This window comes from Desulfurobacterium crinifex, from assembly GCF_054656775.1.
The window spans coordinates 1480028-1501363 of sequence record NZ_BAAHXO010000004.1 but is presented as its reverse complement, the minus strand read 5'-3'; the positions used below and the strand labels follow the sequence as shown (position 1 = coordinate 1501363).

The window sequence follows — 21336 nt, the reverse complement described above, 5'->3', positions numbered from 1 at the left end:
ACTATGCGCCTGTAGCTCAGCTGGATAGAGCCTCGGACTCCGGATCCGAGCGTCGCGGGTTCAAGTCCCGCCAGGCGCGCCACTACTTCTTTTCAGCCTGCCTGACAATGTTTTCTGGAATCTCTACTGGGTAGTTTCCATCAAAACAGGCTGTACAGTAGTTATCTTTGCTACCTCCTGCAGCTCTTATCATTCCTTCGAGAGAGAGATACCCAAGAGAGTCAGCTTCTATGTACTTACATATTTCCTCTATAGAGTGAGAAGAAGCTATCAATTGATCTCTCGTTGGAGTGTCGATACCAAAGTAACATGGCCATCTGGTAGGTGGAGAGCTGATCCTCATGTGTACTTCTTTTGCTCCTGCTTCCCTTAACATTCTTATTATCTTTCTGCTGGTTGTTCCTCTTACGATTGAGTCATCTATTACAACGATTCTCTTATCTTTCAGGAGCTCAGGAATTGGATTGAGTTTTACTTTTACTCCTATATCCCTCATTTTCTGGTCTGGCTTGATGAATGTTCTGCCAACATAGTGATTTCTTATCAGTCCCATTTCAAATGGTATTCCACTTTCCTGAGAGTATCCCAGTGCAGGAACAACTCCTGAATCTGGAACAGGGATAACAAGGTCTGCCTCTACAGGGTACTCTCTTGCAAGAATTCTTCCAAACTCCTTTCTTACTTCATAAACACTGTTTCCAAAGATTTTGCTGTCTGGTCTTGAAAAGTAGACAAATTCAAAAATACACTGGGATATCTTGCAATTTTCACAACCTGGAATTCTGTAGGAATTCATCTCACCGTTTTCAATAACAATAACTTCTCCGGGTTCAACGTCTCTTATGTATTTTGCTCCTATGAGGTCAAATGCACAGGTTTCAGATGCAAAAACGGGGCTGCCGTCAAGCTCTCCCATACATAGAGGTCTGAATCCCCAGGGGTCTCTTGCAGCAATAAGCTTTTTGTTTGTCATAACAAGGAGGGAATAAGCACCTTTCAGCTTAGAGAGGGCATCCATTAGCTTCTCGAGGAATTTTTTCTTCTTAGACTTTACTATTAAATGGACAATGACTTCGGAGTCTGTTGTTCCTCTGAAAATGGATCCTTCTTCTTCGAGTTTTTCCCTGAGTTCTAAAGCGTTGACAATGTTTCCATTGTGGGCAATTGCCATCTGGCCGTATTTGTACGAGACCACGATAGGCTGAATGTTGTCAGGAGAATCAGAAGCCCCAGAGGTGGAATATCTGTTATGTCCTATAGCGACAAACCCTGTCAGGTTTTTCAGATTTTCGCTTTCGAAAACCGACGAAACCAGTCCAAAGTCTCTGTAGTATGTTATTCTGTTGCCGTTGGTTACTGCAATTCCAGCACTTTCCTGTCCTCTATGCTGAAGAGCATAAAGTCCAAGGTAGGTATAGTAAGCAGCGTTAGGGTTGTTGTAGATTCCGAAAATTCCGCAGTACTCCTTCATCGTCCCTCTCTTATGGAGATAGAAGTTTTGAGATAGAGATTATAGCACCAGAAAAACGTATAATTTCACAACACAGACCAAAAACCAGGAGGAGACGAAATGGAAAAGAAAGAGAAACTTTACGAGGGAAAAGCAAAAGTTTTGTATAAAACAGACAGCGAGAACTTGCTGGTTCAGTACTTTAAAGATGATACGACAGCTTTTGATGGTGCAAAAAAAGAGGTTTTGGAAGATAAAGGTGTTATTAACTGTGCTATTACAACTGTTATCTTTGAATACCTTGAAAAACATGGAGTAAAGACTCATTTTGTTGAGAGACTTTCTCCAAGAGAAATGCTTGTTAAAAAGTGCGAAATTATTCCTGTAGAAGTTGTTGTCAGGAATATTGCTGCCGGTAGTTTCTCAAGAAGATATGGGGTTGAAGAGGGAACTCCACTCAAAGAGCCGCTTGTTGAGTATTTCTACAAGTCTGATGAACTCCATGATCCAATGGTCTGCCCAAATCATGTCTATCTTTTCGGTTGGGCTACAAGAGAAGAACTTGGACAGATGACAAAGATGGCTCTTGAGATTAACGAACTCCTTAAGAAATTCTTTGAAGAGATTGACATAATCCTTGTCGACTTTAAACTGGAGTTTGGAAGGCACAATGGAGAGGTAATTCTTGCAGATGAGATTACTCCAGATTCCTGTAGGCTTTGGGACAAATCAACGAAGGAAGTTCTTGACAAGGATAGGTTCAGGAAAGACATGGGGAAGGTAGTCGAAAGCTACAAAGAGATCTATAGAAGAATCATGGATAGATACGAGAAGGTAGAGGAGTAAGGATGAAGAAAGAGATTCTCATTAGCAACGTTGATAAAGAGATGAAAATTGCTCTTGAAAAATACGAAGAGCCGAAGGAGATAAAAAGAGTTCTTTCAGGAATGCGTCCAACTGGAAGACTTCACCTTGGAAACTACTTTGGGGCACTGAAAACATGGCTAAAACTTCAGGATAGAGCTGAGAGTTTCTTTTTCATTGCTGACTGGCATGCGATAACAACTTCTTACCACGATACAAGCAAACTTGCTGACAATACTGTTGAAATGATGGCTGACTGGCTTGCAGCCGGTCTTGATCCTGAAAAATCAACCCTTTTCATTCAATCCTTTGTTAAAGAACATGCGGAGCTCCACCTTCTCCTCAGTATGATTACACCAGTTAGATGGCTTGAAAGGAATCCAACGTATAAAGAGATGATGGAAAACTTGAAGGATAGAGAACTCGCTACCTACGGTTTCCTTGGTTACCCTGTTCTCCAAACGGCAGACATTATCCTTTACAAGGCTGATACTGTTCCAGTAGGGATAGATCAGCTTCCACATTTGGAGCTTTCTCGAGAGATAACAAGAAGGTTTAATAGGTTCTTTGGAGAGATATTCCCAGAACCAAGACCTTTCCTTTCGGAAGCTCCGAAACTTCCTGGACTTGATGGAAGAAAGATGAGTAAATCTTATGGAAACTGCATCTACCTTTCCGATTCAGAGGAAGAGGTTAACAAGAAAGTAATGTCAATGGTTACAGATCCATCAAGGATTAGAAAAACCGATCCTGGTCATCCTGAGGTTTGTTCTGTCTTTGCTTACCATAAGATGTTTACTCCTGCAGAAAAGGTAAGAGAGATCGAAGAGTCCTGTCGAAAAGGTGAGATTGGTTGTGTTCAATGTAAGAGAGAACTGGACAAAAACCTCAATAGTTTCCTTTCACCAATAAGAGAGAAAAGAGAATACTATCTTCAGAAAAAAGGCGAAATGGTTGACATATTTGTAGAAGGTTCGAATAAAGCGAAAGAGATAGCAAGAGAAACAATGGAAGAAGTCAGGAAAGCAATGAACTTTTTCAGGGCATAAAAGTTGGGTAAAAGAGAAAGAATGCAGTTTGGTATTTTGATTTTTCTTCTCCTCCTCCTTTTTTTCTACATTACTCATCGTGGGTTTTAACTGATGACTCAAGATGAAAAGTTTATGAAAATTGCCATTAGAGAAGCATACAAAGCTAAAGGAAGAACTCTCCCCAATCCAGCAGTTGGTGCTATTGTTGTTAAGAATGGCGAAATAATAGCCACAGGTTATCACAGGAGAGCAGGACTTCCTCATGCTGAAGCAGTAGCTCTTGAAAGAGCAGGAGAAAATGCAAAAGGAGCTACCCTTTACGTTACCCTTGAACCGTGCAATCACTACGGAAAAACCCCACCTTGTTCTGAAAGGATAATAGAAGCTGGAATAAAAAGAGTTGTAGTTGGAATCAGAGACCCCAACCCTGTAGCAAGAGGGGGAGTTGAAAGGCTTAAAAGTGCGGGAATAGACGTAAAGGTTGGAGTTCTTGAAAAGGAGTGTTTTGAACTTATAGACGATTTTATTGTTAACTTGAGGGAAAAACGTCCTTTCGTTTCTCTAAAGTTTGGTGCTACACTTGATGGAATGATAGCTGACAAAAACGGAAACTCTAAGTGGATAACCTCTCCAGAATCTCGCAAACTTGTTCACCTTTTGAGAAGTCACCATAATGCTGTAATGGTAGGAATAGGAACTGTTTTAAAGGATGATCCCCTCCTTAATGTCAGAGAAGTCGAAACTGAGGTTCAGCCAAAAGCAGTAGTTGTCGATAAGAGTTTAAAAATTCCTGTTCATTCTAAGATTGTGAGGGAAAGAGCAAGAGATTTAATAGTTTTAACGGCTCAAGAGTCCCTGTTTTCTTATAAGGCTGGTATTTTAAAGGATTTCGGGGTTACCCTTGTTCCTGTCTATGATTTAGGTGGTAAGTTGGACTTAAGAGAGGGACTTGAGCTGCTTAGAAAAGAGTATGGTATCTATTCGATTATGTCTGAGGGTGGCTCAAAGTTGGCTTGGGAGCTACTGACTAAGGATTTAATTGATAAGTTTTACTTTTTTTATGCTCCGAAAGTTTTGGGTAGTGAGGGAGTTCCTATGTTTGAGGGTGGGGTAGAAATAGAAAATGCATTTAATTTGGAGATTTTCTACTTTCAAAAATTGGGAAAGGATCTTCTGGTAAAATCATACTCACCGAGACTTATTAAAGAGTTTAAAGATTGCTGCAACTAAAACAATCTGAACAAGAAAGATGAAAAAATGATTCTGGTAACTGGAACGGATACAGGAGTAGGGAAAACATTTGTCACAGTCTCCCTTATTAGAGAGCTGAGAAGTAATGGCAGAAACGTTTGTGCTTTTAAAATAGTTGAAACTGGTTGTGAACCGGTATGTGAAGATGCGGAAAAGATTTCTTCAGTCTGTGGAAAAGAAATAAAGCCAGTTTACAGTTTTAAAACGCCTGTTGCCCCATCTGTTGCTGCTAAGATTGAGGGAAAAGAGATATCCATTGAAAAGATAAAAAAGGAAATGATGTCTTTTGCTGCTGAATACGAAAATGTTCTTTTCGAGGGAGCTGGAGGGATTCTTGTTCCTATAACTGGAAAGTACACTTTTCTTGATCTTGCAAAAGATCTAAACATGGAAGTGTTGATAGTTGCTCTAAATAAATTGGGAGTAATAAATCATACTTTGTTAACTGTTAAAGTCTGTCAGTGTGAAAATGTCAGAGTTAAGGGAGTTATTTTAAATCACAGAGGAATGGTTGATAGGAGTGCAGAAACCAATTACGAAAGTTTAAAAAAACTTCTTGATGTCCCTGTTTTTCTCTTCTCAGAAACTGAGGATGCTGTAAAAATTTCCTCCTGGTTGTGTCCTTAGTTTTTTCCCGACTCTTAGAATTTTCCTAATCTTCTATTTAAAAACGAAAAAGTCTCGTTAGTGAGGAAATGCTTCTTTTTATTTTCCATACGAAGTGAATGCATGGCGGTGATGGAATAATGATAGCACTTGAAAATTTTTTGCAAGAAGATATTATTTTAAATAAATTCTGAACAGAGTAAGGAGGAGGTAGGAGATGAAGAAGTTTTTATCTATCTTGAGCTTGTTTGTTGTTACCACAATTGGGCCAGCTGCCGGTATGGGGCAAAGCGCAGTGGCTAAGGATCTCAGATCCTTCTTTACTCCCCTTCCAGCGCTTCCACCAGTTCCAGCCGATAACAGTTTAACGCCTGAAAAAGTTAAGCTTGGAAAGATGCTCTATTACGATCCAAGACTTTCAAGAAGTAAGTTGATTTCCTGTAACACCTGTCACAACCTTTCAATTGGTGGTGATGACAACCAGAAAACTTCTATTGGACACGGTTGGCAGGCAGGTCCAAGGAACGCTCCCACAACTCTTAACTCTGGATTCCTAAGAGTCCAGTTCTGGGATGGAAGAGCTCCAAACCTTGAAAAACAAGCTGCGGGTCCACTTCAGGCTCATGTCGAGATGAACGCAACTCCTAAACTTGTAGTTAAAAGACTCAAGGAGATTCCTGAGTACGTTGAACTCTTCAAAAAGGCATTTCCTGGAGAAAAAGATCCTGTAACTTTTGAGAACGTAACAAAGGCTATTGCGGCGTTTGAAAGAACTCTTAACACACCTAATTCTCCGTTTAACAGATATCTCCTTGGAGATGACAATGCTCTTACTCCAGAGCAGAAAGAGGGTATGAAGCTTTTTGTTAAGTACGGTTGTATTGCTTGCCATAATGGACCTGTTCTCTCTGATGGTCAATTCCACAAGTTCAAGTGGAACAACGACCTCGGCAGATACAATGTGACCAAGAATCCTGCAGATAAGTACAAGTTTAGGACACCTCAGCTTCTCAATGTTGCTGTTACTGCACCATACTTCCACGATGGTTCTGTGAATAGCCTGGAAGAAGCTATCAAGATAATGGCTGAAAAAGAGCTTGGAAAGAAACTTTCCGATGATGAAGCGAAGAAGATAAAAGCTTTCCTTGAGTCTATGACTGGTGAAGTTCCTCTTGAAGCAAGAGTTCTTCCGGTTCTTCCTGAGAAGAAGTAATAGAGGTTTATAAATCCCCCCAATCTTTCTAAAGGGGGGATTAAATTTTTTACTTACATTTTTCCTATGAAAGGAAATGTAATAAAGTTAGAAAAGTTAGATTAGAGGAGAATGAGGTATTTCATTTCGGATACCCATTTCTTTCACAGGAACATTCTTCGGCTGAATTCCCTCAAGAGAAAACCTGGATTTGAAGAAATAGTAGTTGAAAATCTGAAAAGAACTCTCAAAGAAGATGATGTTCTGTACCATCTGGGAGATTTTATCTGGAAGCTGGAGAAAGGTTTTTTAGAGGTTTGGAAATCAATCTCTGGCAGAAAAATTCTTGTGAAGGGAAACCACGATTACAGGTTCAAAAATGAAGAGTTGAGACCTTTTTTTGATGAGATTTATGAGTTCTATACAGTTGTTGAAATAAAAGGGAAAAATGTTCTCCTTTCTCACTTTCCTGCTTTCGACCTCAGGACTTACAGATATAAGGAAATTCAAGCAAAAATTTGGAAGCTTTATAGGGATTTAAAGTGTTCTCTTCTCCTTCATGGACACGTTCACTGGAATCCTTCTGGGGTTTTTTGTGGTTGTCATCTGAGAGGTGTAAAATGCAGAAACGTTAATGTAGAATTTACAGGGTACATGCCGGTTTTAGAGGAGGAACTTTCACTGTGATAAAGCTCATAATCCTTGATGTTGATGGTGTTATGACAGATGGAACAATTACTTACGACAGCGAAGGTAGAGAATACAAGAGCTTTAACGTTAAGGATGGATTTGGAATAGTTACAGCTATAAAGAAAGGAATTAGGGTTGCAGTAATAACAGGTAGACATTCATTTATGGTGGATCGCAGGTGTAAAGAGCTCGGAATAAAAGATGTTTATCAGGGTGTTGATGACAAGCTGGAAGTTTATGAGATGCTAAAGGCAAAATATAACCTGAGAGATGAAGAAATAGCTTTTATGGGTGATGATATACCCGATTTGCCTGTTCTTAAAAGAGCAGGAATTTCGGGAGCTCCGGTAGACGCTGTTGAAGTGGTGAAGAAAAATGTAACCTTCATCTCCTCTTTGCCTGGTGGCAGAGGGGCAGTGAGGGAATTTATAGATTATATTCTTGAGTTAAATAACGAGAAGGAAAAGATAGAGTGAAAGAAAGGATACTCAAAGTAGCTATAGTTCTTGCTGTTATTTCTATTCTTCCTTTTGTTATTCTTATAACCAGGAGGGAAACTCCACCTGAGAGAATAGATGTAGAAACCCACAAAGAGCAGGTAATAAAAGATTTTGTACTTCAATCAGAAGGCTCAAAGCACTGGGTTCTGAAGGCACCTGAAGCTCTTTTTGAAGGGGAAAAGAAAATACGCTTAGAGAATCCAGAACTTACAGTTTATGATAGAGAGAAAGTTCTACTGATTGCAAAAAGTGCTATTTACGATCAGGAAAAAAAGTCTGTCGATCTTAAACAGGTTGTTATTATAGGTAAGGATTTTAGGGGAAAGGCATCTTATGGGATTTACTACACAGAAAGAGAGATTTTTGTCACTGATTCAACCTGTGAGATAACTTTTGATAGTAGTAAAAAGATATCTGGAAAAGGCTGTCAGCTAGACCTAAGAAACAAAAGAGTTATAATCCGATCTAATGTTAAATCAAGATTTGGAGAGGTTGTGAAATGAGGTTTATGAAATTTCTGTTGATTTTCTTGCTGTTATTTTCTCTTCCCGTTTCTGGTGAAACCATAGAAAAAAAATCTGTTCCTGTAGTTGTTGAATCACAGAAGCTTGCCTACAATCAACAAAAACACATGGCTGTGTATATTGGCAATGTCATTGCTCAGCGTGGCAAGATCATAATGAAAGGTGACAAGTTAATTATCTACTTTGATCCAACTGATAAGTATATTGAAAAAATAGAGGTTATAGGTCATGTTTACATAAGAGATCCAAGAGGAGAAGGTTGGTGCGATAAACTTTTCTACTATCCTGCTGAGGAGAAAGTGGTTCTTATAGGAAATGCAAAACTGAAACAGGAGAAGAACCTCGTTATTGGTGACAAAGTAATAGCCTACAAGGATGGTCGGGTAACGGTTGAAGGTATCAAGCAAAGAGTAAAGACAGTTATCTATCCTGAAGAAAAAGACAGGAGTCTTTTAGAAAATGGAAAAAGTAATTGATTTAAACGTACTTCGGGCTGAAAACATAACTAAGATATACAATAAAAGAAAAGCAGTTGATGGTGTAACTATTGAAGTGTTTGAGGGTGAAGTTGTTGGTCTTTTGGGCCCTAATGGTGCAGGAAAGACAACAACTTTTTACTGCATTGTTGGGCTGATAAAACCTGATGGAGGCAGGGTTCTTCTCGGCGAGGAAGACGTTACAGATGATCCAACCTATATAAGAGCGAGAAAGGGAATTTCGTACCTTCCTCAGGAACCTTCAATTTTCAGGAAATTGACCGTTGAGGAGAATATAAAAGCCATCCTTGAAATGCATGGACTTCCAGAAAGAGAAATAAAAGAGAGAACAGATTGGCTTCTTGAGAGATTTGGAATTTCTCATCTTAGAAAGCAGAAAGCAAACTCTCTTTCGGGGGGAGAGAGAAGAAGACTGGAAATAGCGAGAGCATTATCAATAAACCCCAAATTCCTTTTGCTCGATGAGCCGTTTGCCGGTGTTGATCCTATAGCGGTTTATGAGATTCAGGAATTGATCAAAGAACTGAAAGAGATGGATATCGGAATTTTGATTACTGATCATAACGTAAGAGAAACTCTCAGGATTATCGATAGAGCTTACATAATTGGTCATGGGCAAGTAATAGCTTCTGGTTCTCCTAAAGAGGTAGCAGAGAAGGAAATTGTCAGGAAAATATATTTGGGAGAACAGTTTACTCTCTAACTTCCAGCTTCTTTCTCTATCGTTTCCAGTACTTCTTTCATCTGTACTTCCAGAGGATTCCAATCCGAAACTGTTTTTCCCCAGTAATTGAGGTGTAAAAGCTGAAAAAGTGTTTGATATTGACTTTACAAATCTTTCAAAGAACTCTTTGAATCCTGCAATTTTCTAATAACCTGATTTACCACCTAAGGGATACTCCTTCACAATAATTCAAGAATCGCTGTGGAGAAAGATAGACTAAGAACAAAGGTATTCAGTTCAAAAGTTGTTAAATTCCACTTTCGTAACTGTGAATGATGAACTGTAAACTGTAATTACTCAACTTTTTAGAGAAGTAGGAAACGTTTTAGCAGTTTCTAAAGAAGAATACCAAAAGATTATACTGTTTGTTGTGGAGTATAATCTTCAGCAACTTTTAAAGATAGGAAGTTAAGTTAGATTTTACTTAATTTGTTAGAATCTCACTGTGGAGTTATTACTTTGCTTTTTATAAGAAAGAAATGAAGCTTTTTGCTTGCCGTTATACCAGAGTAAGTTGGAAGGTACAGAATGGGGATGTTGGAGCTACTGGAACTCTACAATATAGGTGAAAAGGATTTAGAGGAAATTGCTTCTCTTAAACCTTATTTTACAGATGAATTTAAAAAAGAGCTTGCCAAAAAGACAAGAGACTTCGTTTTTGAGAAACTTCCTCACTCAGCAGAGTTACTTAAAAGGATGAAAGCAGAAGAAACTTTTGTCGAAATTATAGAAAGATTTTTTGACACTCTTTTTGTTCCGGAAAAGCTGGAAATATACGCTGATACTATTGCCAGAACTCATAGAATGATTGAAATACCTATACAAGATCTTCTTAGAGATTTTGTAATCTTTTTAAAAAACATTCTTGAGTATAAAAACATACCTTTAGATAAATTACCTGCCTTTAAAAAACTGATTTTCTTATTAGTTATAGTTTTATATCGGATAACCTTGGGTTATTTAGAGAACTTAGAGATAAAAGAAGAAGTAGATCCTGTAACAAAACTTCCTTCAAGAAAGTATTTTGTGTTTAATCTTCCTCAGTTTTTAAAATCTTTTAAAACTATTTTACTCATAGATTTAGAAGAATTTAAAGAATTTAATCTGTATTATGGTTACAACGCAGGCAATTCTATCCTTGCTTTTATGGCATCTATACTTCAAACAAAGCTTGAAGACTCCTTTATTACAAGACTTCAAAATGATGAGTTTTTAATTTTAACCCATAAATCGATAGGTGAAGTCTGTAAATTTTTACATCGATTAAAAGATAATCTTCAAAAAGAACAGGTGTACATTCCAACAAAACTTGGAACTGAAAGTATAGGTCTTGACTTCACAGCAGTAGTTATGGATACAGGATTATGTACAGAAGCTGATTTTGAGTTATTAATGTGGATACTCTACAACTCCTTAGAAGAAACAAAAGAACTTCCTTATAGGAGAGTAAAGGTTATAAGTGATAAGGATGTAGAAAGGTGGTTAAATAACAGGAAAATAGTTTTAAATGTGATGGAGGCCTTAAATAATCTGGAGTAAAGAAAAAGATGAGAAATGATAAAGAAAAAAATGAGAAAAACGTAAGAAGGCGTAAGGAAACGTAAAAAGGTGTAAAAGGAAAAATCAAGAAAAAGATGAGAAATTTTTGGCTGTTCTCGGAAATTTCTCATTTATTTCTTTACTTTTCAAGAAAAAGTTGAGAAATTTGTTAGGCTATGCTAATAGTTGAATCCTGTCAAATTCAGGTTAAATTTCATTAGTAAGCGGTGGTGAAAGCCAGAAAGTCGCCCTGGCTGGCTGGATGATTCCTCCCAAAGTGGAGGATTCATTCTATGGAGGGGGTGGGCGTCCTCCCACCACCGCCTATTTGATTTTTCCTTTTAGCAGGATATATCTTGGCTCCAAAAGGTTGTGTTTTTTAACTAATCCTGAAGTCCTTAACAGATTGAGCTTTATGCTTTTTTTCTTTCCTTCAATTTTCACTTTTACGGGGGTTTCCAGTTTAACTACAAATTTGGCTTTTTTGCTTGGTGCATCTTTAACAAAAAGGAGAACAGGATTTTCGCTCTTCGCTTTAGTATCCAGTAAAACAGCCTCTGGCTCGGCGATTATTTTAGGTATGCGATAGATATCTATAATGGGAACGCTTGCTCCTCTTGAATTTTTAGCATCCCGTATCATATGTAGAATTCCTCTATCATTGACGGTTATTACAGGATTTTTAATTCTAAAGTTTGTTAACTTTTCTACAAGCTCTCGTATATCCTTGTCTATCCATCCGATATTTTTAAGTTCTCCCTTAGGTTTCCAATCGCTTTTTATTATTTTCTTTACCCAGTTCATAAATTCACGGGTCTTAGGCTGAGTAAATCCAAAGGCTTGTTTAAGCTTCTCTTCAGTAAGTTCTTGGAATATACCTTTTGCCGTTTCTATTAGGTCTTCTAAGATGCCGTAGTTTAAGGCTCTGTCTATTAATGAGTCTGGAATTTCGTAGATTGCTTTTTCTGGATTTCCTTTAAACTGGTGTTCTTTGAGAATCTGTGGGTCTTTGAATTTACCAGTTAGCTTTGAGGGCTTTAAAACAATTTCTCTTTTACGGAGCTTTCCATCTTTTGTAAACTCAACGGTGGTAAACTTCTTTCCGAGTTCACCTCGGTGGACAGGGTAAACGGTACTTCTGCAGTTGTAGTGGTTAGGTGGGTAAAACCTGTCCCAGAACGGATCGTCTTTCGGTTTTATGGTCCCATGGAGTTTCCTGCAGAGTTTTGTGGTGTGTCCATCGAGGATGGCGTTATACATAAGATAGTGAACGGATTTGCTATTCCTGAAATAGCTCTGCTTACCTGCATTGTAGGCTGTCATTACATTTGTGTTATAGTGAGTAGATAAGTGTGCAGAGGTAAGGTCTGGTAGGAGTTTTTTAACTTCTTGAAGAACTTCGGCTTTTGTTTTCCCTTCTTTTAGTCCTTTTTCGTAGATGGTTTTTAGTTTGTTGATAAGGTCTTCAGAAGAAACATAGGCGATTGTGAAAGCTCTGAATTTAAGGTGATCACTAAGCTCGTTAAATTCCTCTCTTGTCATTGGAATCATTGAGCGAAGGTAAGTAATTGCTTCTTTGTAGGGAAGAGTGAAGTGGTCTGATAGCTTTATTTCTCCTGTAAGTTTTGCTCCGTGGTAGTGTCCAAGGAGAAAGGAAAGGGTTATAACTATGTGGAGAAAATCGGTAAATGTTTGAATTTCTTTTTCCTTGATATGTGGATTTTCAAGCCTTTCTTTAAGGATTTTTGTTAGAAAGTCGGTATTTTCTTTTTTGATTTCATTGACTATGGAGAGGAAGTTATCTACAAGTTCCCCCTGGATTTCCAGAGGACTTTTTTCTTCAGTGCTTAAAAAAAATTTACTGGTTTACCTCCGGAGAGAGAAATAGATTGTGTAGGACTATTTGTTATTACCTCTTCCCCTTCTTCTGGTTCTGGAACATTGAGACGGCGGTATAAATAGCTTGCTGGGACTTTAAGTCCTTTATCTGTTGCTTTGAAAATGTCATCAAGTTCTGCTTCGTTCGGAATTTCAAATTTAAATTGGCACTTTTCTTGAATGTCGTTTAGTTCAAGTATCCAGCGAATAAGGGTAATATTAAGTTTTCTGGCAATGTATTTAGCATCAAGAATTGCAATGTTTTCAAGAGTTTCTTGGTGAACCTTTCCGAGTGCATAAGTTCCAGTTTCAGAATTGTTTGTTGTAAGCGTTTGCTTTGTTATCGCTCTTGAAATTTCTTCATTGCACCAGTTTAGGATATTGGTGAAAGAATAAGTTCCACTCATGGTCTGAATAATTTTTATGTCGTCAACTCCCTGGATAAAGGCAGTGGCTCCTGATTTAACAGAAGCTAAGTCTTCTGCTATTTTTCTGAGCTTGCTCTCATCGTCTATATCTCCTTCTTTTTTTATTCCAACAAGAGGAGGATTGGCATATTTCTCCTGGTAAGCAAAAACTTGGTTTAGTGTCTCATATTTAAGTTTCCAGGCAGGATAACAGGCTTTTAGAATGCTTTCTCCGTAAGGATTCTCAGGTGTCGGATTTCTTCTAAAGTAGATAATTCTGTAAGGAGGTGCTTTGTGGTCCCCTGTTGGAGTTTTAATGTAAAGTTCTCCTTTGGGTGTCCAGCGGAAGTATCTGGGATGAGCAGGATCTATCGAAGCAATTTTGAAAAAATTGTTTTCCAATTTCCAGTTAACTACAAAGTAGTAGGAACCAAAAACAAGAAAGTTTAATGCTGATTCAAGGTCTTTTTCAAAGTCTATTTCTTCAAGTGCATATTGAACTTTATCGACTGCCTTTTCATCTCCATCAAAGAAATGGGGTATTGAGAGAATAGCTGCTTTCCTTGCTTCAAAAGAAGCTGAAACTTGAGCATCAAGAAGCATGTACTCTATAAGACTGTAGAACTCCTCTGTTTCAGGTTTTGAATAAAGCTTTGTAGGTAGTTCAAGGAACTGTTGAGTGAATTGAACGCTGTCTCCTATCTTCAATAGAGAGGATACTGCAGATAGTTGTTTGGGGTCCTTTGTCTGCTTCTGTTTAGAATCTTTCTTTTGTTTCATGCTGTACCACCGTTATAGATGTTGTTCTTTTGGGTTCTTCTTTCCCGCAGTCTCCAAGCCAGTCTTTCAGAATTTGTCTTGCTTCTTGAAGCTTATCAGCAGATACCTTTTCTGTTTCGTTCATCGCATAGAGCTGATATATTGCATCTTTCAGGAGATAAAGCTTTGCTATTCCTTTTTCGTCTTCTGTGAGTTCTTTTTTTCCACATTTTTTAAGCTTTATAAAAAGCTTTTGAGACGCAATGTTTATTGCTCTTTCAATAACAGAATCATCAGCTTCTCCCATTTCGCTGTTGAACGTAAGGCTCTCAAGGAGGTCTTCAGGTAGGTGATTTTTAATGTCATCTGTACTTATCAACTCCTTGAGTTCTTCCACTTTCATTGCAATCAAATCTCCTGGTTATTGGTTTCCTCTGTTCCACAAAAAGAGGAAAAATTTAAAGCTCCCCAAACGGGGGAGCGAAAAGGTCGTTTAAACTACTTTTGCATCAATTATTGCGTCTGGGACCGGAATTGTGAGGGGTTTGCTCTGGGCTTCAAGTTCAATGGTCTTTCCGCTGTCTTTCTGGGCTATAAAGATAGGAAGTGCTCTTAGGTCTGCTCTTAAATCATCTATTGCAAGATATCTGAGCCTAAACGGTGCAGCGGTGTCTATCATCTTAATGTAGTTGTCCTGGATTGCTCTTTTAAGGTTGCCGTTTTTGTCTCTGTAGGAACTGAGTAGAGGTTTTACGAAGTAATTGCCGATGTAAAGTCCTCCATCTTTTTGCTCTACAGAAATGGTCTTGCCCTGATAGCTTGCTGCTATTTCGAGAAGTCTGGCATAGGCTTTTCTACCTGCATAGATCTTAACTTTCTCTCCATAACCTTTTTCCTGGAGTTTTCCTTCCATTTCTACGAACAGGTTGTAAACGTCTGCAAGGGTTTCAGGAAGTTTCGAAGGAGATAGGTTTTCTACTTTTCCAAAATCAACAATGTAGCCATCAAGTCCTTCCTGTTTCTTTATCTGGTATGAGATTTTTCCGCTCAAACTCTGAGCTGCAAGGGCTTCTATTGTGGCAAGTATTATCTTTCTGAACTTGTTTATTTTCTCTCTGACTATCTTCTCTACCGCAACGTCTCCAATCGCTTTCATGTTTAGGAGATCAACAGGATTAAGAGTCTCTATAATGTCTATTGGCTGAACTTCTATGTAGTGGTAAGAGGTTTCTCCAGAAGCTACGTTTACAGGTTCCCCTCCTCTTATTACGAGAGGAACGTTTCCTGTAACCTCTTTTATTTCGGAGAAAGGATAGACCGGGGAATCAAACGTATCTACGTCTTTAGAGTAAAGCTCCCTGGTTATCGTTCTCGGTTGCACCGGGGAGACCTTTATGTAATCTTTTATTTTTTGAGGAGTCAAGAACTTTTTAAGATCAATCTTATATGGCATTTTTCACCTCCTTAAACTGCCCAGATGGTTTTCTTTTCAAGGTTTGACAAAACAACCTCGTCCACTGTACTTCCTTCTGCTACTTTAAGAGATTTTGCTATCACTACTCCGTGAACAATCAGAGGGGCAAGTGTTTGCCTGTCTGTGTCAACAATCGTCGGTGAACTACTCCGCCCTTACGGACGGAGCTTCTGGTAGGGATGGACTCCCACCCAGAAGACCCGCTTGGGATTCCTGCTTCAGCGAGGGATAGCTAATCCCCTCTTTTGAGGAGACCCCGCCAGTGCCCTCTCCACAGGCGTAAGTTCGGGTCGCTCCGACCCTACCACCCGTAAGGTGGGTGAGCCCTTCTTCCAGTATGTTTACACTTGCGTTGTAGTCTCTATCAAGCTCTACTCCACAAATAGGACATTTGTGTATCCTGTCTGCTAAGGTCTTCGGAACTTTGTGTCCACATACACTACACTTTTGACTCGTGTATGCAGGATTCACTCTTACTACCCTTGCCCCTGCCATTACAGCTTTATAGGTAGCAAAGGCAATAAGAGTTCCCCATCCTGCATCAAGTATCAGTTTTGCTAATCTGTTATCCTCTACAAGTGCAGGTATGTCAAGGTCTTCAAAGGTTATCAAGTCATAGTTGTCAACAAGGTATCTTGATAGCTTGTGAAGGAAGTCCTTCCTTGCGTTCTTTATCTTTTCGTGAACCTTAGCTACTCTCTTTCTCTGCTTCTCAAAGTTTGAGCTTCCTTTCTCTTTTCTGGAGAGTTTCTTCTGCTGTCGTTTTAGTCTTTTTTCAAGTTTCTGTAAAAACTTAGGATGCTCTATGAATTCTTTTTCACTCGTTACCGCAAGATGTTTTACGCCTAAGTCTATTCCTATTGCTTTTTCTCTTTCCCTCACTCTTTCTTCAGCTTCTTTGAGTATCTGGTCAAGGTCAACTTCTACGCTCACGCATACATACCAGCTTCCCGATGGTTCCTTCTTTATCGTTACTGTTTTTGCTTTCGTCCAGTCTATTTCTCTATGGAGTCTTATTTTGAGCTTACCTATTTTAGGTAAGTGGAGATATGCAAATCGGTTGTTTTTCTTTTCCAATTTGATTATAGGAACTATTTCCCCTTTCTGTTTCATCCAGACTTGTGGAAATGTGAGGGACTTGTATTTCGCTGTCGGTTTCTTTTTGGGATATCCTACCTTAACCTTTTCTCCTTTTTTCTTTCTCTTTATGTCCTGAAAAAACTTCTGAAATGCTTTATCTACTCTCCTGAGTGTATCCTGGAGAACCTGAGAGTGGACAAGTTTTAGTATCGGTTCTTTTTTCTTGAGCTTAGGTAGATTGTTTTGCTGTTCCGAATACTTTACAGTCCTCTGTTCTTCCTTCCAGACTCTTTTTCTTTCTTCAAGTGCATGGTTGTAGAGCCAGCATAAAGCAAAAAGCCAGTTTTCCAGTTTGTATTCCTGTAACGCTGTAGGATAAGCTCTGAACTTATAAGTAAGCAAAAACTTATCTTCTTCCTTGACTCTGGACATATCTCTTTACGTCCTCCAGTTTGACCTGTCCAGTTGTCGCTATGAAGTAGGATGGAGACCAAAACTTCCCACCCCACAACTCTCTTTTCATAACTTCTGGAAACTCTCTCCTAAGTTTCCTTGAGGTTACTGATTTGAGCGAGTTCACAAATCTTGAAAGCATAATCGTAGGTCTTGCGGAAAACAAAATGTGAATGTGGTCTTTATCTGTCTCCTGTTCTATTATCTCAATACCAAAGTGTTCTGCTACTTCCACAACTATCTCTTTTAGCCTATCCGCAAGTTTTCCTACAAGAACTTTTTTCCTATACTTTACCACTAATACAAGGTGGAACTGAAGTGAATATACAGAATGACATCCCTTGTCCAGCTTGTATTCCATGCTTTTATTCTATAGTCAGAACCGACGCTTGTCAACAACGCCTTGCGGCGTCGCTCTGTATCCCCTCCCTTACGGAAGGGGACTTAGAGCGTATTTTTAGTTAAAACTCCTACAATTTCCTGAGTTGGATTTCCGTCACCATCCTTGGCAGCTGGGTCGTAAAGGACAAGCTTTCCAGTTGTCATGTCCCTTGCTATGATGCTTCCAGCTGGTAGTGTTCCCTGCCCTGATTTGAGTTCTTTTGTAACGATTACAGGCTTGTGAGGAGAATCTGCAATTATCTGCTCTTCTTTAATGGAAACTGTTCCTATCTTTCCATCTACTGGCATTATTTACCTCCGTTTGTAAAGGTTCTTGCAAGTTCTGTTGGATCAAAGATGTCAGGGTTTTCTCCTTCAGCAGAAAGGTTTATGGGTTTGAAAAGATCTGAATCTACTGTTTTCTTGGGTTTAATATCTTTGAGGGCTTTTTCAAGGAGATCAAAAGGTGAAAGTTTGTCTCCTGTTGAAAGATGGATTACAGGTTTGAAGAGTGTACACAACCGCTCAATGGCTTTTACTCCTTCTTCTCCCATTCCAGCAGAGAGGGCTATTTCCTTGATTCTCTCTATTTTGTCCTGTTTGTAGAGCTTTTCGAGTTCGGCTGTTTCAGGATTTTTGGAAGGTGGAGATTGATCTTCTTTTTTCTGTTCTTGCTGTTGTGTCTTACTGGCAGTTGATAGTGCTATCTGGACGGCTTCTTTAGTGGCTTTTGAAATTTCCTTCCCCAGCTCTTTTCTAAATTCTTCACTTGCAAACAGAGCTGTAACAATGGCTTTAATATCCATTTCGCTTCCTCCTCTATCGTCGTTAAGCGTTGAAAGTTTTATTCCCTTGAATTCAAGAGTTACAACGTTTTCAATGGTTGAGAGATGAACCTTTTCAACAGATGCTGAGAAGCCTGCAAGTTGATCGGCTGGAGGAAAAGCACCGAGAAGGGCAAGGTGATGCAGATAGCGTTTACCGCTTTCCGGATCCATTCGAATGCCTACTGAATAGCCGTCATACTCCCCATTCTCAACGGATTTTTCAACCCATGGAGAAAAGAGGAGGTCCCCGGCTATACAGATTTTTCCGTTGTGTTTTACTTTTTTGATACTTAAAACTCTTCCTGCTGCAGGGTCTCCGTCTTTGTAGTCATGAATGTGTCCAACCACTATGGGAGGCTTGTAGTTAAGTTTCTGAAATGTCTCAACTACTTCATTAATGATTGGCTCGGTAATAACAAGACCGTTCCTTTTAACGCCTTCACAGACTAAGATGACGTTTTCCTTAACCATTATTTGCACCTCAAATTAAGTCTCCTGGGATAACTTCTCCGCTTGTTGTGTCAACCTTCAGGATTACAGCCCCATTAACTGCTACTTCAAGGAAGTGAACATGAATCGTTAGTTCCATGCTGGAGATTTCGTCTCCGTTTTTGTAGATAGGAGTGGGGATCTCTTCCAGGAAACCATTAATTCGGGTTGATACATCTTGGTCTTCGACTACGCCTTGGGTGGAGGCGTAAACTGTAGCTCTTCCCTTTAATTTCAACTGAACAAAGCCTCTGTTCTTGTTAAGTTCTCTCAAAACCAGTGGGTCATTGATTTTCAACTTTAACTTTGCTGTTATCGGCTCCAACTTGCCGCCTGGGACTTTTACACCAGCAGGAAGAGCAAAGCCGTTGTAGTCAAGCATCTTCCTTTTGGCTTCTACACTTCCTTCTTCTACAAGTCCGAAAAACTCATTACCGTTAACCCATGCTTTATTCTGGTCAAAGGAGATTATTCTGTTTCCCATTACCGATTACCTCCAAAGAGCTTTTGAAACACTTCAGCTATTGCGTCGGAGTTGGCTACCCTTTCAATCGTGATTCCCTGAAGCGGTGAAGAAACGGCAAAATCATTTATGCGGTAGTGAACCTGACCGGAAGCAAGTTCTGAGGGAGTATTAAGATCAAGAGGAACTTCGGCACTTCCAGATATGATTATTCCTTTCGCTTTCCACGTATTAAGAATGTCGTCGATGGACTCCCTTATTCTGTAGACAATTGAAGTCGTTGGATCGTTAGGGTTGTCTATGATGTTTTCGTCAAGGGTTTGAACAAGGTTGTCTTCAATGGTTTCGTCAAGGATATCTGCAACTCTTACCCAGTTTATGAAAACTTCTGCAGGATGGGTATGAGAAGGAAAAGCTGTTGAACAGTTTCCAAAGAGCCTGAAACCTGCCATATCTCTTTTAACAGAGATTATTCCTTTGCTGTTTATATACTGAAGTTCGCTTGATGGATCGTTTGGAACATAAGTCAGGATTCTTTCAAGTCCCACAACTCCTTTAAGTTCTTTGTTTGATGGAGAAACCTGGAAACCTTTTTCAAAGTCTGTTTTGACTGTCAAACCGGCAGCTCTACTTGAAAGCCAGTCGTAAATTACATTCCCCGTTGCGGGGTCAAGGACTTTAACTCTCGGATAGAGACAGTAAGTTCTCTTTGAAGAGAAGTTGTTTTTAAAGCTAAGTGCCTCTTCTGGGGAGGCATCGGCGGGTGCGTTGATGAAAGCTACAGCTCTTATCTTGTCTGCTAAAGCAGACATAGCTTGAGCTACGGTGGTTTTATCGGAAAAGCCGGGAACGTCAAGAATTTTCGGAAAGAATCCGAAGGTGCTTTTCGCTTTTTCAAAAAGTTGTAGTCCTTCGGTTACATCTGTGTCGGCGGTCTCTTCAGGATTTTCTCCAACGCTTACCACTAAACAGGTGCAATCTTTGTGGTCAAAGTAGGCTCTTAAGGCTTTGTGAATTGTTGAGTTTGAGTTAGGTTCTCCGAAAGTTTCAAGGGCTTCGTCCCAATTTCTTACTACAAAAATTTCATCTTTCTTTCCCAGTGGAGAAGTTCCTACAAGACCTATTATTGCAGATGGAACTTCTACAAAGGGGATTACGCCTTTTAGTTTTTCTTTGACCTTTACTCCGTGCAAGAACTCTGCCATCTCCCTTTCCTCGCAACACAGGTTTTTTTCAGTATAGAGCAAAGGAAGATGGCAGGTGGTAAGGTTACCACTTCAAGGCAGACGATATCCTTTCAATTCGTCTATGTGAACGGGTTCGATATTCCCTTCTCTGGTTTCCCTGACTAAAACAAATCTTTGTTTTAACTTAACCGAAAAAACTGTGAGTCTCTTCTTTTTTCGGAAAAAAGTTGATGGAGGTACTCCGTATCTTCGTCTAAAAATGGATTCTGGAATGAATTTAACTTTGAATTTAACTTTCACCTTTCACCTCCAGAAACTTCTGTGCCTCAATGAGAAGCTCCTTAGCTTCAACAATGGCATTTTTCGCTCTAATTAAGGATTCTTCCGCCATGTCAAGCCGACAGTGGCTTCTGATGATGATTTCAAGACCTATACAGACGTCTCTTTCTGCTCCGTTGAGTTTGGATAAAATTCTCTCGGTATCAATCATTTTCCACTCTCCCTTTCCGTTTTCTTGTGTTTCCGGGTTTCCATCCCATGTCCCGGAGGAGGGAGAGGAGGTCGGTAGCCTCCTCCTCCCTCAAATCTTTTGAGGTTGAGACTCCGAAACATAGGCGGAGTATCCGTCTGTATTCGGTATCTGAAAGTCCAAGTTCTCTTTTGGCAATATGAATCTTTGCCAGGTTTTTTCTATCAGGCATTGCTCTCCTCTGGCTCTTTTACGGGAACTCCAAGGGCATAAGCTTTTCTTAAAGCCCTGGATGTGGCTCTTCCTTCGGCAAGCTCAATTTTTCTTTCTGTATCTTCTCCATCTGATGCTGAGCCAAGTCCAGAAAAGGTAGAACCATCGTTAAGAGTTACTGTTACCTTCACAATTGGAAGTTTCGGATCAAGAACTTCTGCATCTATACTTTTCGTTCTTTTCTGGGGTTCAGGATGGTTCTGAGATAGATAGAGAAGTCCGTCAAGGGTAACATAGGGTTTGCCGTTTTCCTCCAGGATTACCCAGTGAATGTCCTTCTGGAGTCCAAGTTGCTTTAGTCTTTCGACAATAGCTTTGTTGTCCATGA

Annotated in this window: 26 protein-coding genes and 1 tRNA gene; 12 read left to right on the top strand and 15 right to left on the bottom strand. The window is 39.4% G+C overall.

Annotated features, from left to right (window positions below):
* Nucleotides 1–5: 5 nt before the first annotated feature.
* Nucleotides 6–82: transfer RNA gene (locus tag ACYQ3A_RS09790), tRNA-Arg, on the top strand.
* Here ACYQ3A_RS09790 and purF read toward each other — a convergent pair.
* Nucleotides 83–1471 carry an amidophosphoribosyltransferase gene (gene purF / locus ACYQ3A_RS09785; protein WP_459897104.1) on the bottom strand — a complete coding sequence of 463 codons (1389 nt, stop codon included), beginning with the start codon at nt 1469–1471 and terminating at the stop codon, nt 83–85.
* 99 nt (nt 1472–1570) lie between these two features.
* On the opposite strand from purF, the gene purC reads away from it, so the two are divergent.
* The 11 genes from purC to ACYQ3A_RS09730 all read left to right on the top strand — a co-directional run bounded on the left by purC (nt 1571) and on the right by ACYQ3A_RS09730 (nt 10868).
* Nucleotides 1571–2296, top strand: a complete 726-nt coding sequence (purC, locus tag ACYQ3A_RS09780) for a phosphoribosylaminoimidazolesuccinocarboxamide synthase (protein WP_459897103.1) — start codon at nt 1571–1573, stop codon at nt 2294–2296.
* A gap of 2 nt (nt 2297–2298) precedes the next feature.
* Nucleotides 2299–3363: a tryptophan--tRNA ligase gene (trpS, locus tag ACYQ3A_RS09775; RefSeq protein ID WP_459897102.1), complete on the top strand. Its 1065-nt coding sequence runs from the start codon at nt 2299–2301 to the stop codon at nt 3361–3363.
* A 93-nt stretch (nt 3364–3456) separates the two neighbouring features.
* Nucleotides 3457–4575, top strand: a complete 1119-nt coding sequence (gene ribD, locus ACYQ3A_RS09770; protein WP_459897101.1) for a bifunctional diaminohydroxyphosphoribosylaminopyrimidine deaminase/5-amino-6-(5-phosphoribosylamino)uracil reductase RibD — start codon at nt 3457–3459, stop codon at nt 4573–4575.
* 27 nt (nt 4576–4602) lie between these two features.
* Nucleotides 4603–5223, top strand: a complete 621-nt coding sequence (bioD, locus tag ACYQ3A_RS09765) for a dethiobiotin synthase (RefSeq protein WP_459897100.1) — start codon at nt 4603–4605, stop codon at nt 5221–5223.
* Between the two features lie 196 nt (nt 5224–5419).
* On the top strand, nt 5420–6415 hold the full coding sequence (locus ACYQ3A_RS09760; protein WP_459897098.1) for a cytochrome-c peroxidase: 996 nt from the start codon (nt 5420–5422) through the stop codon (nt 6413–6415).
* 111 nt (nt 6416–6526) lie between these two features.
* A complete protein-coding gene (locus tag ACYQ3A_RS09755; protein WP_459897097.1) occupies nt 6527–7081 on the top strand; it encodes a metallophosphoesterase in 555 nt (184 codons plus the stop codon).
* Nucleotides 7078–7560, top strand: a complete 483-nt coding sequence (locus ACYQ3A_RS09750) for a KdsC family phosphatase (RefSeq protein WP_459897096.1) — start codon at nt 7078–7080, stop codon at nt 7558–7560. Before ACYQ3A_RS09755 ends, ACYQ3A_RS09750 begins: the two co-directional genes overlap by 4 nt.
* Nucleotides 7557–8087: an LPS export ABC transporter periplasmic protein LptC gene (gene lptC / locus ACYQ3A_RS09745; RefSeq protein ID WP_459897095.1), complete on the top strand. Its 531-nt coding sequence runs from the start codon at nt 7557–7559 to the stop codon at nt 8085–8087. Before ACYQ3A_RS09750 ends, lptC begins: the two co-directional genes overlap by 4 nt.
* Nucleotides 8084–8584 carry a lipopolysaccharide transport periplasmic protein LptA gene (gene lptA / locus ACYQ3A_RS09740; protein ID WP_459897094.1) on the top strand — a complete coding sequence of 167 codons (501 nt, stop codon included), beginning with the start codon at nt 8084–8086 and terminating at the stop codon, nt 8582–8584. Before lptC ends, lptA begins: the two co-directional genes overlap by 4 nt.
* Entirely contained in the window at nt 8568–9308 is a 741-nt protein-coding gene (gene lptB, locus ACYQ3A_RS09735; RefSeq protein WP_459897093.1) for an LPS export ABC transporter ATP-binding protein, read from the top strand. Before lptA ends, lptB begins: the two co-directional genes overlap by 17 nt.
* Before the next feature lie 549 nt (nt 9309–9857).
* Nucleotides 9858–10868, top strand: coding sequence for a diguanylate cyclase domain-containing protein (locus ACYQ3A_RS09730; protein ID WP_459897091.1), 1011 nt, complete (start codon nt 9858–9860; stop codon nt 10866–10868).
* Between the two features lie 324 nt (nt 10869–11192).
* On the opposite strand, the gene ACYQ3A_RS09725 is transcribed toward ACYQ3A_RS09730, so the two are convergent.
* The 14 genes from ACYQ3A_RS09725 to ACYQ3A_RS09660 form a co-directional block, all read right to left on the bottom strand.
* Entirely contained in the window at nt 11193–12410 is a 1218-nt protein-coding gene (locus tag ACYQ3A_RS09725) for a minor capsid protein (protein ID WP_459897090.1), read from the bottom strand.
* 305 nt (nt 12411–12715) lie between these two features.
* Nucleotides 12716–13933: a phage portal protein family protein gene (locus ACYQ3A_RS09720; RefSeq protein WP_163328832.1), complete on the bottom strand. Its 1218-nt coding sequence runs from the start codon at nt 13931–13933 to the stop codon at nt 12716–12718.
* Nucleotides 13911–14315 (bottom strand): hypothetical protein, encoded by a 405-nt coding sequence (locus ACYQ3A_RS09715; protein WP_163328830.1) that lies wholly within the window; start codon nt 14313–14315, stop codon nt 13911–13913. The genes ACYQ3A_RS09720 and ACYQ3A_RS09715 overlap by 23 nt, the downstream gene beginning before the upstream one ends.
* A 90-nt stretch (nt 14316–14405) precedes the next feature.
* Complete coding sequence (locus ACYQ3A_RS09710) at nt 14406–15365, bottom strand: major capsid protein (RefSeq protein WP_459897089.1); 960 nt, start codon at nt 15363–15365, stop codon at nt 14406–14408.
* A gap of 165 nt (nt 15366–15530) precedes the next feature.
* Entirely contained in the window at nt 15531–16898 is a 1368-nt protein-coding gene (locus ACYQ3A_RS09705; protein ID WP_459894822.1) for an RNA-guided endonuclease InsQ/TnpB family protein, read from the bottom strand.
* Nucleotides 16873–17280 (bottom strand): IS200/IS605 family transposase, encoded by a 408-nt coding sequence (gene tnpA / locus ACYQ3A_RS09700; protein ID WP_459894824.1) that lies wholly within the window; start codon nt 17278–17280, stop codon nt 16873–16875. Before tnpA ends, ACYQ3A_RS09705 begins: the two co-directional genes overlap by 26 nt.
* Before the next feature lie 83 nt (nt 17281–17363).
* A complete protein-coding gene (locus ACYQ3A_RS09695; protein ID WP_459897088.1) occupies nt 17364–17609 on the bottom strand; it encodes a hypothetical protein in 246 nt (81 codons plus the stop codon).
* Nucleotides 17609–18598, bottom strand: a complete 990-nt coding sequence (locus ACYQ3A_RS09690) for a hypothetical protein (protein ID WP_459897087.1) — start codon at nt 18596–18598, stop codon at nt 17609–17611. The genes ACYQ3A_RS09695 and ACYQ3A_RS09690 overlap by 1 nt, the downstream gene beginning before the upstream one ends.
* 10 nt (nt 18599–18608) lie before the next feature.
* Entirely contained in the window at nt 18609–19100 is a 492-nt protein-coding gene (locus ACYQ3A_RS09685; protein WP_459897086.1) for a phage major tail tube protein, read from the bottom strand.
* Complete coding sequence (locus ACYQ3A_RS09680; protein ID WP_163328820.1) at nt 19100–20284, bottom strand: phage tail sheath family protein; 1185 nt, start codon at nt 20282–20284, stop codon at nt 19100–19102. The genes ACYQ3A_RS09685 and ACYQ3A_RS09680 overlap by 1 nt, the downstream gene beginning before the upstream one ends.
* A gap of 72 nt (nt 20285–20356) precedes the next feature.
* The gene (locus ACYQ3A_RS09675) at nt 20357–20566 is read right to left on the bottom strand and encodes a hypothetical protein (RefSeq protein ID WP_163328818.1); all 210 of its coding nucleotides are present in this window, start codon (nt 20564–20566) and stop codon (nt 20357–20359) included.
* Nucleotides 20556–20756: a hypothetical protein gene (locus ACYQ3A_RS09670; RefSeq protein ID WP_459894941.1), complete on the bottom strand. Its 201-nt coding sequence runs from the start codon at nt 20754–20756 to the stop codon at nt 20556–20558. The genes ACYQ3A_RS09675 and ACYQ3A_RS09670 overlap by 11 nt, the downstream gene beginning before the upstream one ends.
* On the bottom strand, nt 20749–20967 hold the full coding sequence (locus tag ACYQ3A_RS09665; protein ID WP_163328814.1) for a phage protein GemA/Gp16 family protein: 219 nt from the start codon (nt 20965–20967) through the stop codon (nt 20749–20751). Before ACYQ3A_RS09665 ends, ACYQ3A_RS09670 begins: the two co-directional genes overlap by 8 nt.
* Entirely contained in the window at nt 20960–21334 is a 375-nt protein-coding gene (locus ACYQ3A_RS09660; protein ID WP_459894944.1) for a hypothetical protein, read from the bottom strand. The genes ACYQ3A_RS09665 and ACYQ3A_RS09660 overlap by 8 nt, the downstream gene beginning before the upstream one ends.
* Between the last annotated feature and the right edge of the window lie 2 nt (nt 21335–21336).

Bases quoted from the DNA above. Each gene is read 5' to 3' on its own strand.
- purF (WP_459897104.1), bottom strand. From the start codon at position 1,471: ATGAAGGAGTACTGCGGAATTTTCGGAATCTACAACAACCCTAACGCT.
- purC (WP_459897103.1), top strand. From the start codon at position 1,571: ATGGAAAAGAAAGAGAAACTTTACGAGGGAAAAGCAAAAGTTTTGTAT.
- trpS (WP_459897102.1), top strand. From the start codon at position 2,299: ATGAAGAAAGAGATTCTCATTAGCAACGTTGATAAAGAGATGAAAATT.
- ribD (WP_459897101.1), top strand. From the start codon at position 3,457: ATGACTCAAGATGAAAAGTTTATGAAAATTGCCATTAGAGAAGCATAC.
- bioD (WP_459897100.1), top strand. From the start codon at position 4,603: ATGATTCTGGTAACTGGAACGGATACAGGAGTAGGGAAAACATTTGTC.
- ACYQ3A_RS09760 (WP_459897098.1), top strand. From the start codon at position 5,420: ATGAAGAAGTTTTTATCTATCTTGAGCTTGTTTGTTGTTACCACAATT.
- ACYQ3A_RS09755 (WP_459897097.1), top strand. From the start codon at position 6,527: ATGAGGTATTTCATTTCGGATACCCATTTCTTTCACAGGAACATTCTT.
- lptA (WP_459897094.1), top strand. From the start codon at position 8,084: ATGAGGTTTATGAAATTTCTGTTGATTTTCTTGCTGTTATTTTCTCTT.
- lptB (WP_459897093.1), top strand. From the start codon at position 8,568: ATGGAAAAAGTAATTGATTTAAACGTACTTCGGGCTGAAAACATAACT.
- ACYQ3A_RS09730 (WP_459897091.1), top strand. From the start codon at position 9,858: ATGGGGATGTTGGAGCTACTGGAACTCTACAATATAGGTGAAAAGGAT.
- ACYQ3A_RS09725 (WP_459897090.1), bottom strand. From the start codon at position 12,410: ATGACAAGAGAGGAATTTAACGAGCTTAGTGATCACCTTAAATTCAGA.
- ACYQ3A_RS09720 (WP_163328832.1), bottom strand. From the start codon at position 13,933: ATGAAACAAAAGAAAGATTCTAAACAGAAGCAGACAAAGGACCCCAAA.
- ACYQ3A_RS09715 (WP_163328830.1), bottom strand. From the start codon at position 14,315: ATGAAAGTGGAAGAACTCAAGGAGTTGATAAGTACAGATGACATTAAA.
- ACYQ3A_RS09710 (WP_459897089.1), bottom strand. From the start codon at position 15,365: ATGCCATATAAGATTGATCTTAAAAAGTTCTTGACTCCTCAAAAAATA.
- ACYQ3A_RS09705 (WP_459894822.1), bottom strand. From the start codon at position 16,898: ATGTCCAGAGTCAAGGAAGAAGATAAGTTTTTGCTTACTTATAAGTTC.
- tnpA (WP_459894824.1), bottom strand. From the start codon at position 17,280: ATGGAATACAAGCTGGACAAGGGATGTCATTCTGTATATTCACTTCAG.
- ACYQ3A_RS09695 (WP_459897088.1), bottom strand. From the start codon at position 17,609: ATGCCAGTAGATGGAAAGATAGGAACAGTTTCCATTAAAGAAGAGCAG.
- ACYQ3A_RS09690 (WP_459897087.1), bottom strand. From the start codon at position 18,598: ATGGTTAAGGAAAACGTCATCTTAGTCTGTGAAGGCGTTAAAAGGAAC.
- ACYQ3A_RS09685 (WP_459897086.1), bottom strand. From the start codon at position 19,100: ATGGGAAACAGAATAATCTCCTTTGACCAGAATAAAGCATGGGTTAAC.
- ACYQ3A_RS09680 (WP_163328820.1), bottom strand. From the start codon at position 20,284: ATGGCAGAGTTCTTGCACGGAGTAAAGGTCAAAGAAAAACTAAAAGGC.
- ACYQ3A_RS09670 (WP_459894941.1), bottom strand. From the start codon at position 20,756: ATGATTGATACCGAGAGAATTTTATCCAAACTCAACGGAGCAGAAAGA.
- ACYQ3A_RS09665 (WP_163328814.1), bottom strand. From the start codon at position 20,967: ATGCCTGATAGAAAAAACCTGGCAAAGATTCATATTGCCAAAAGAGAA.
- ACYQ3A_RS09660 (WP_459894944.1), bottom strand. From the start codon at position 21,334: ATGGACAACAAAGCTATTGTCGAAAGACTAAAGCAACTTGGACTCCAG.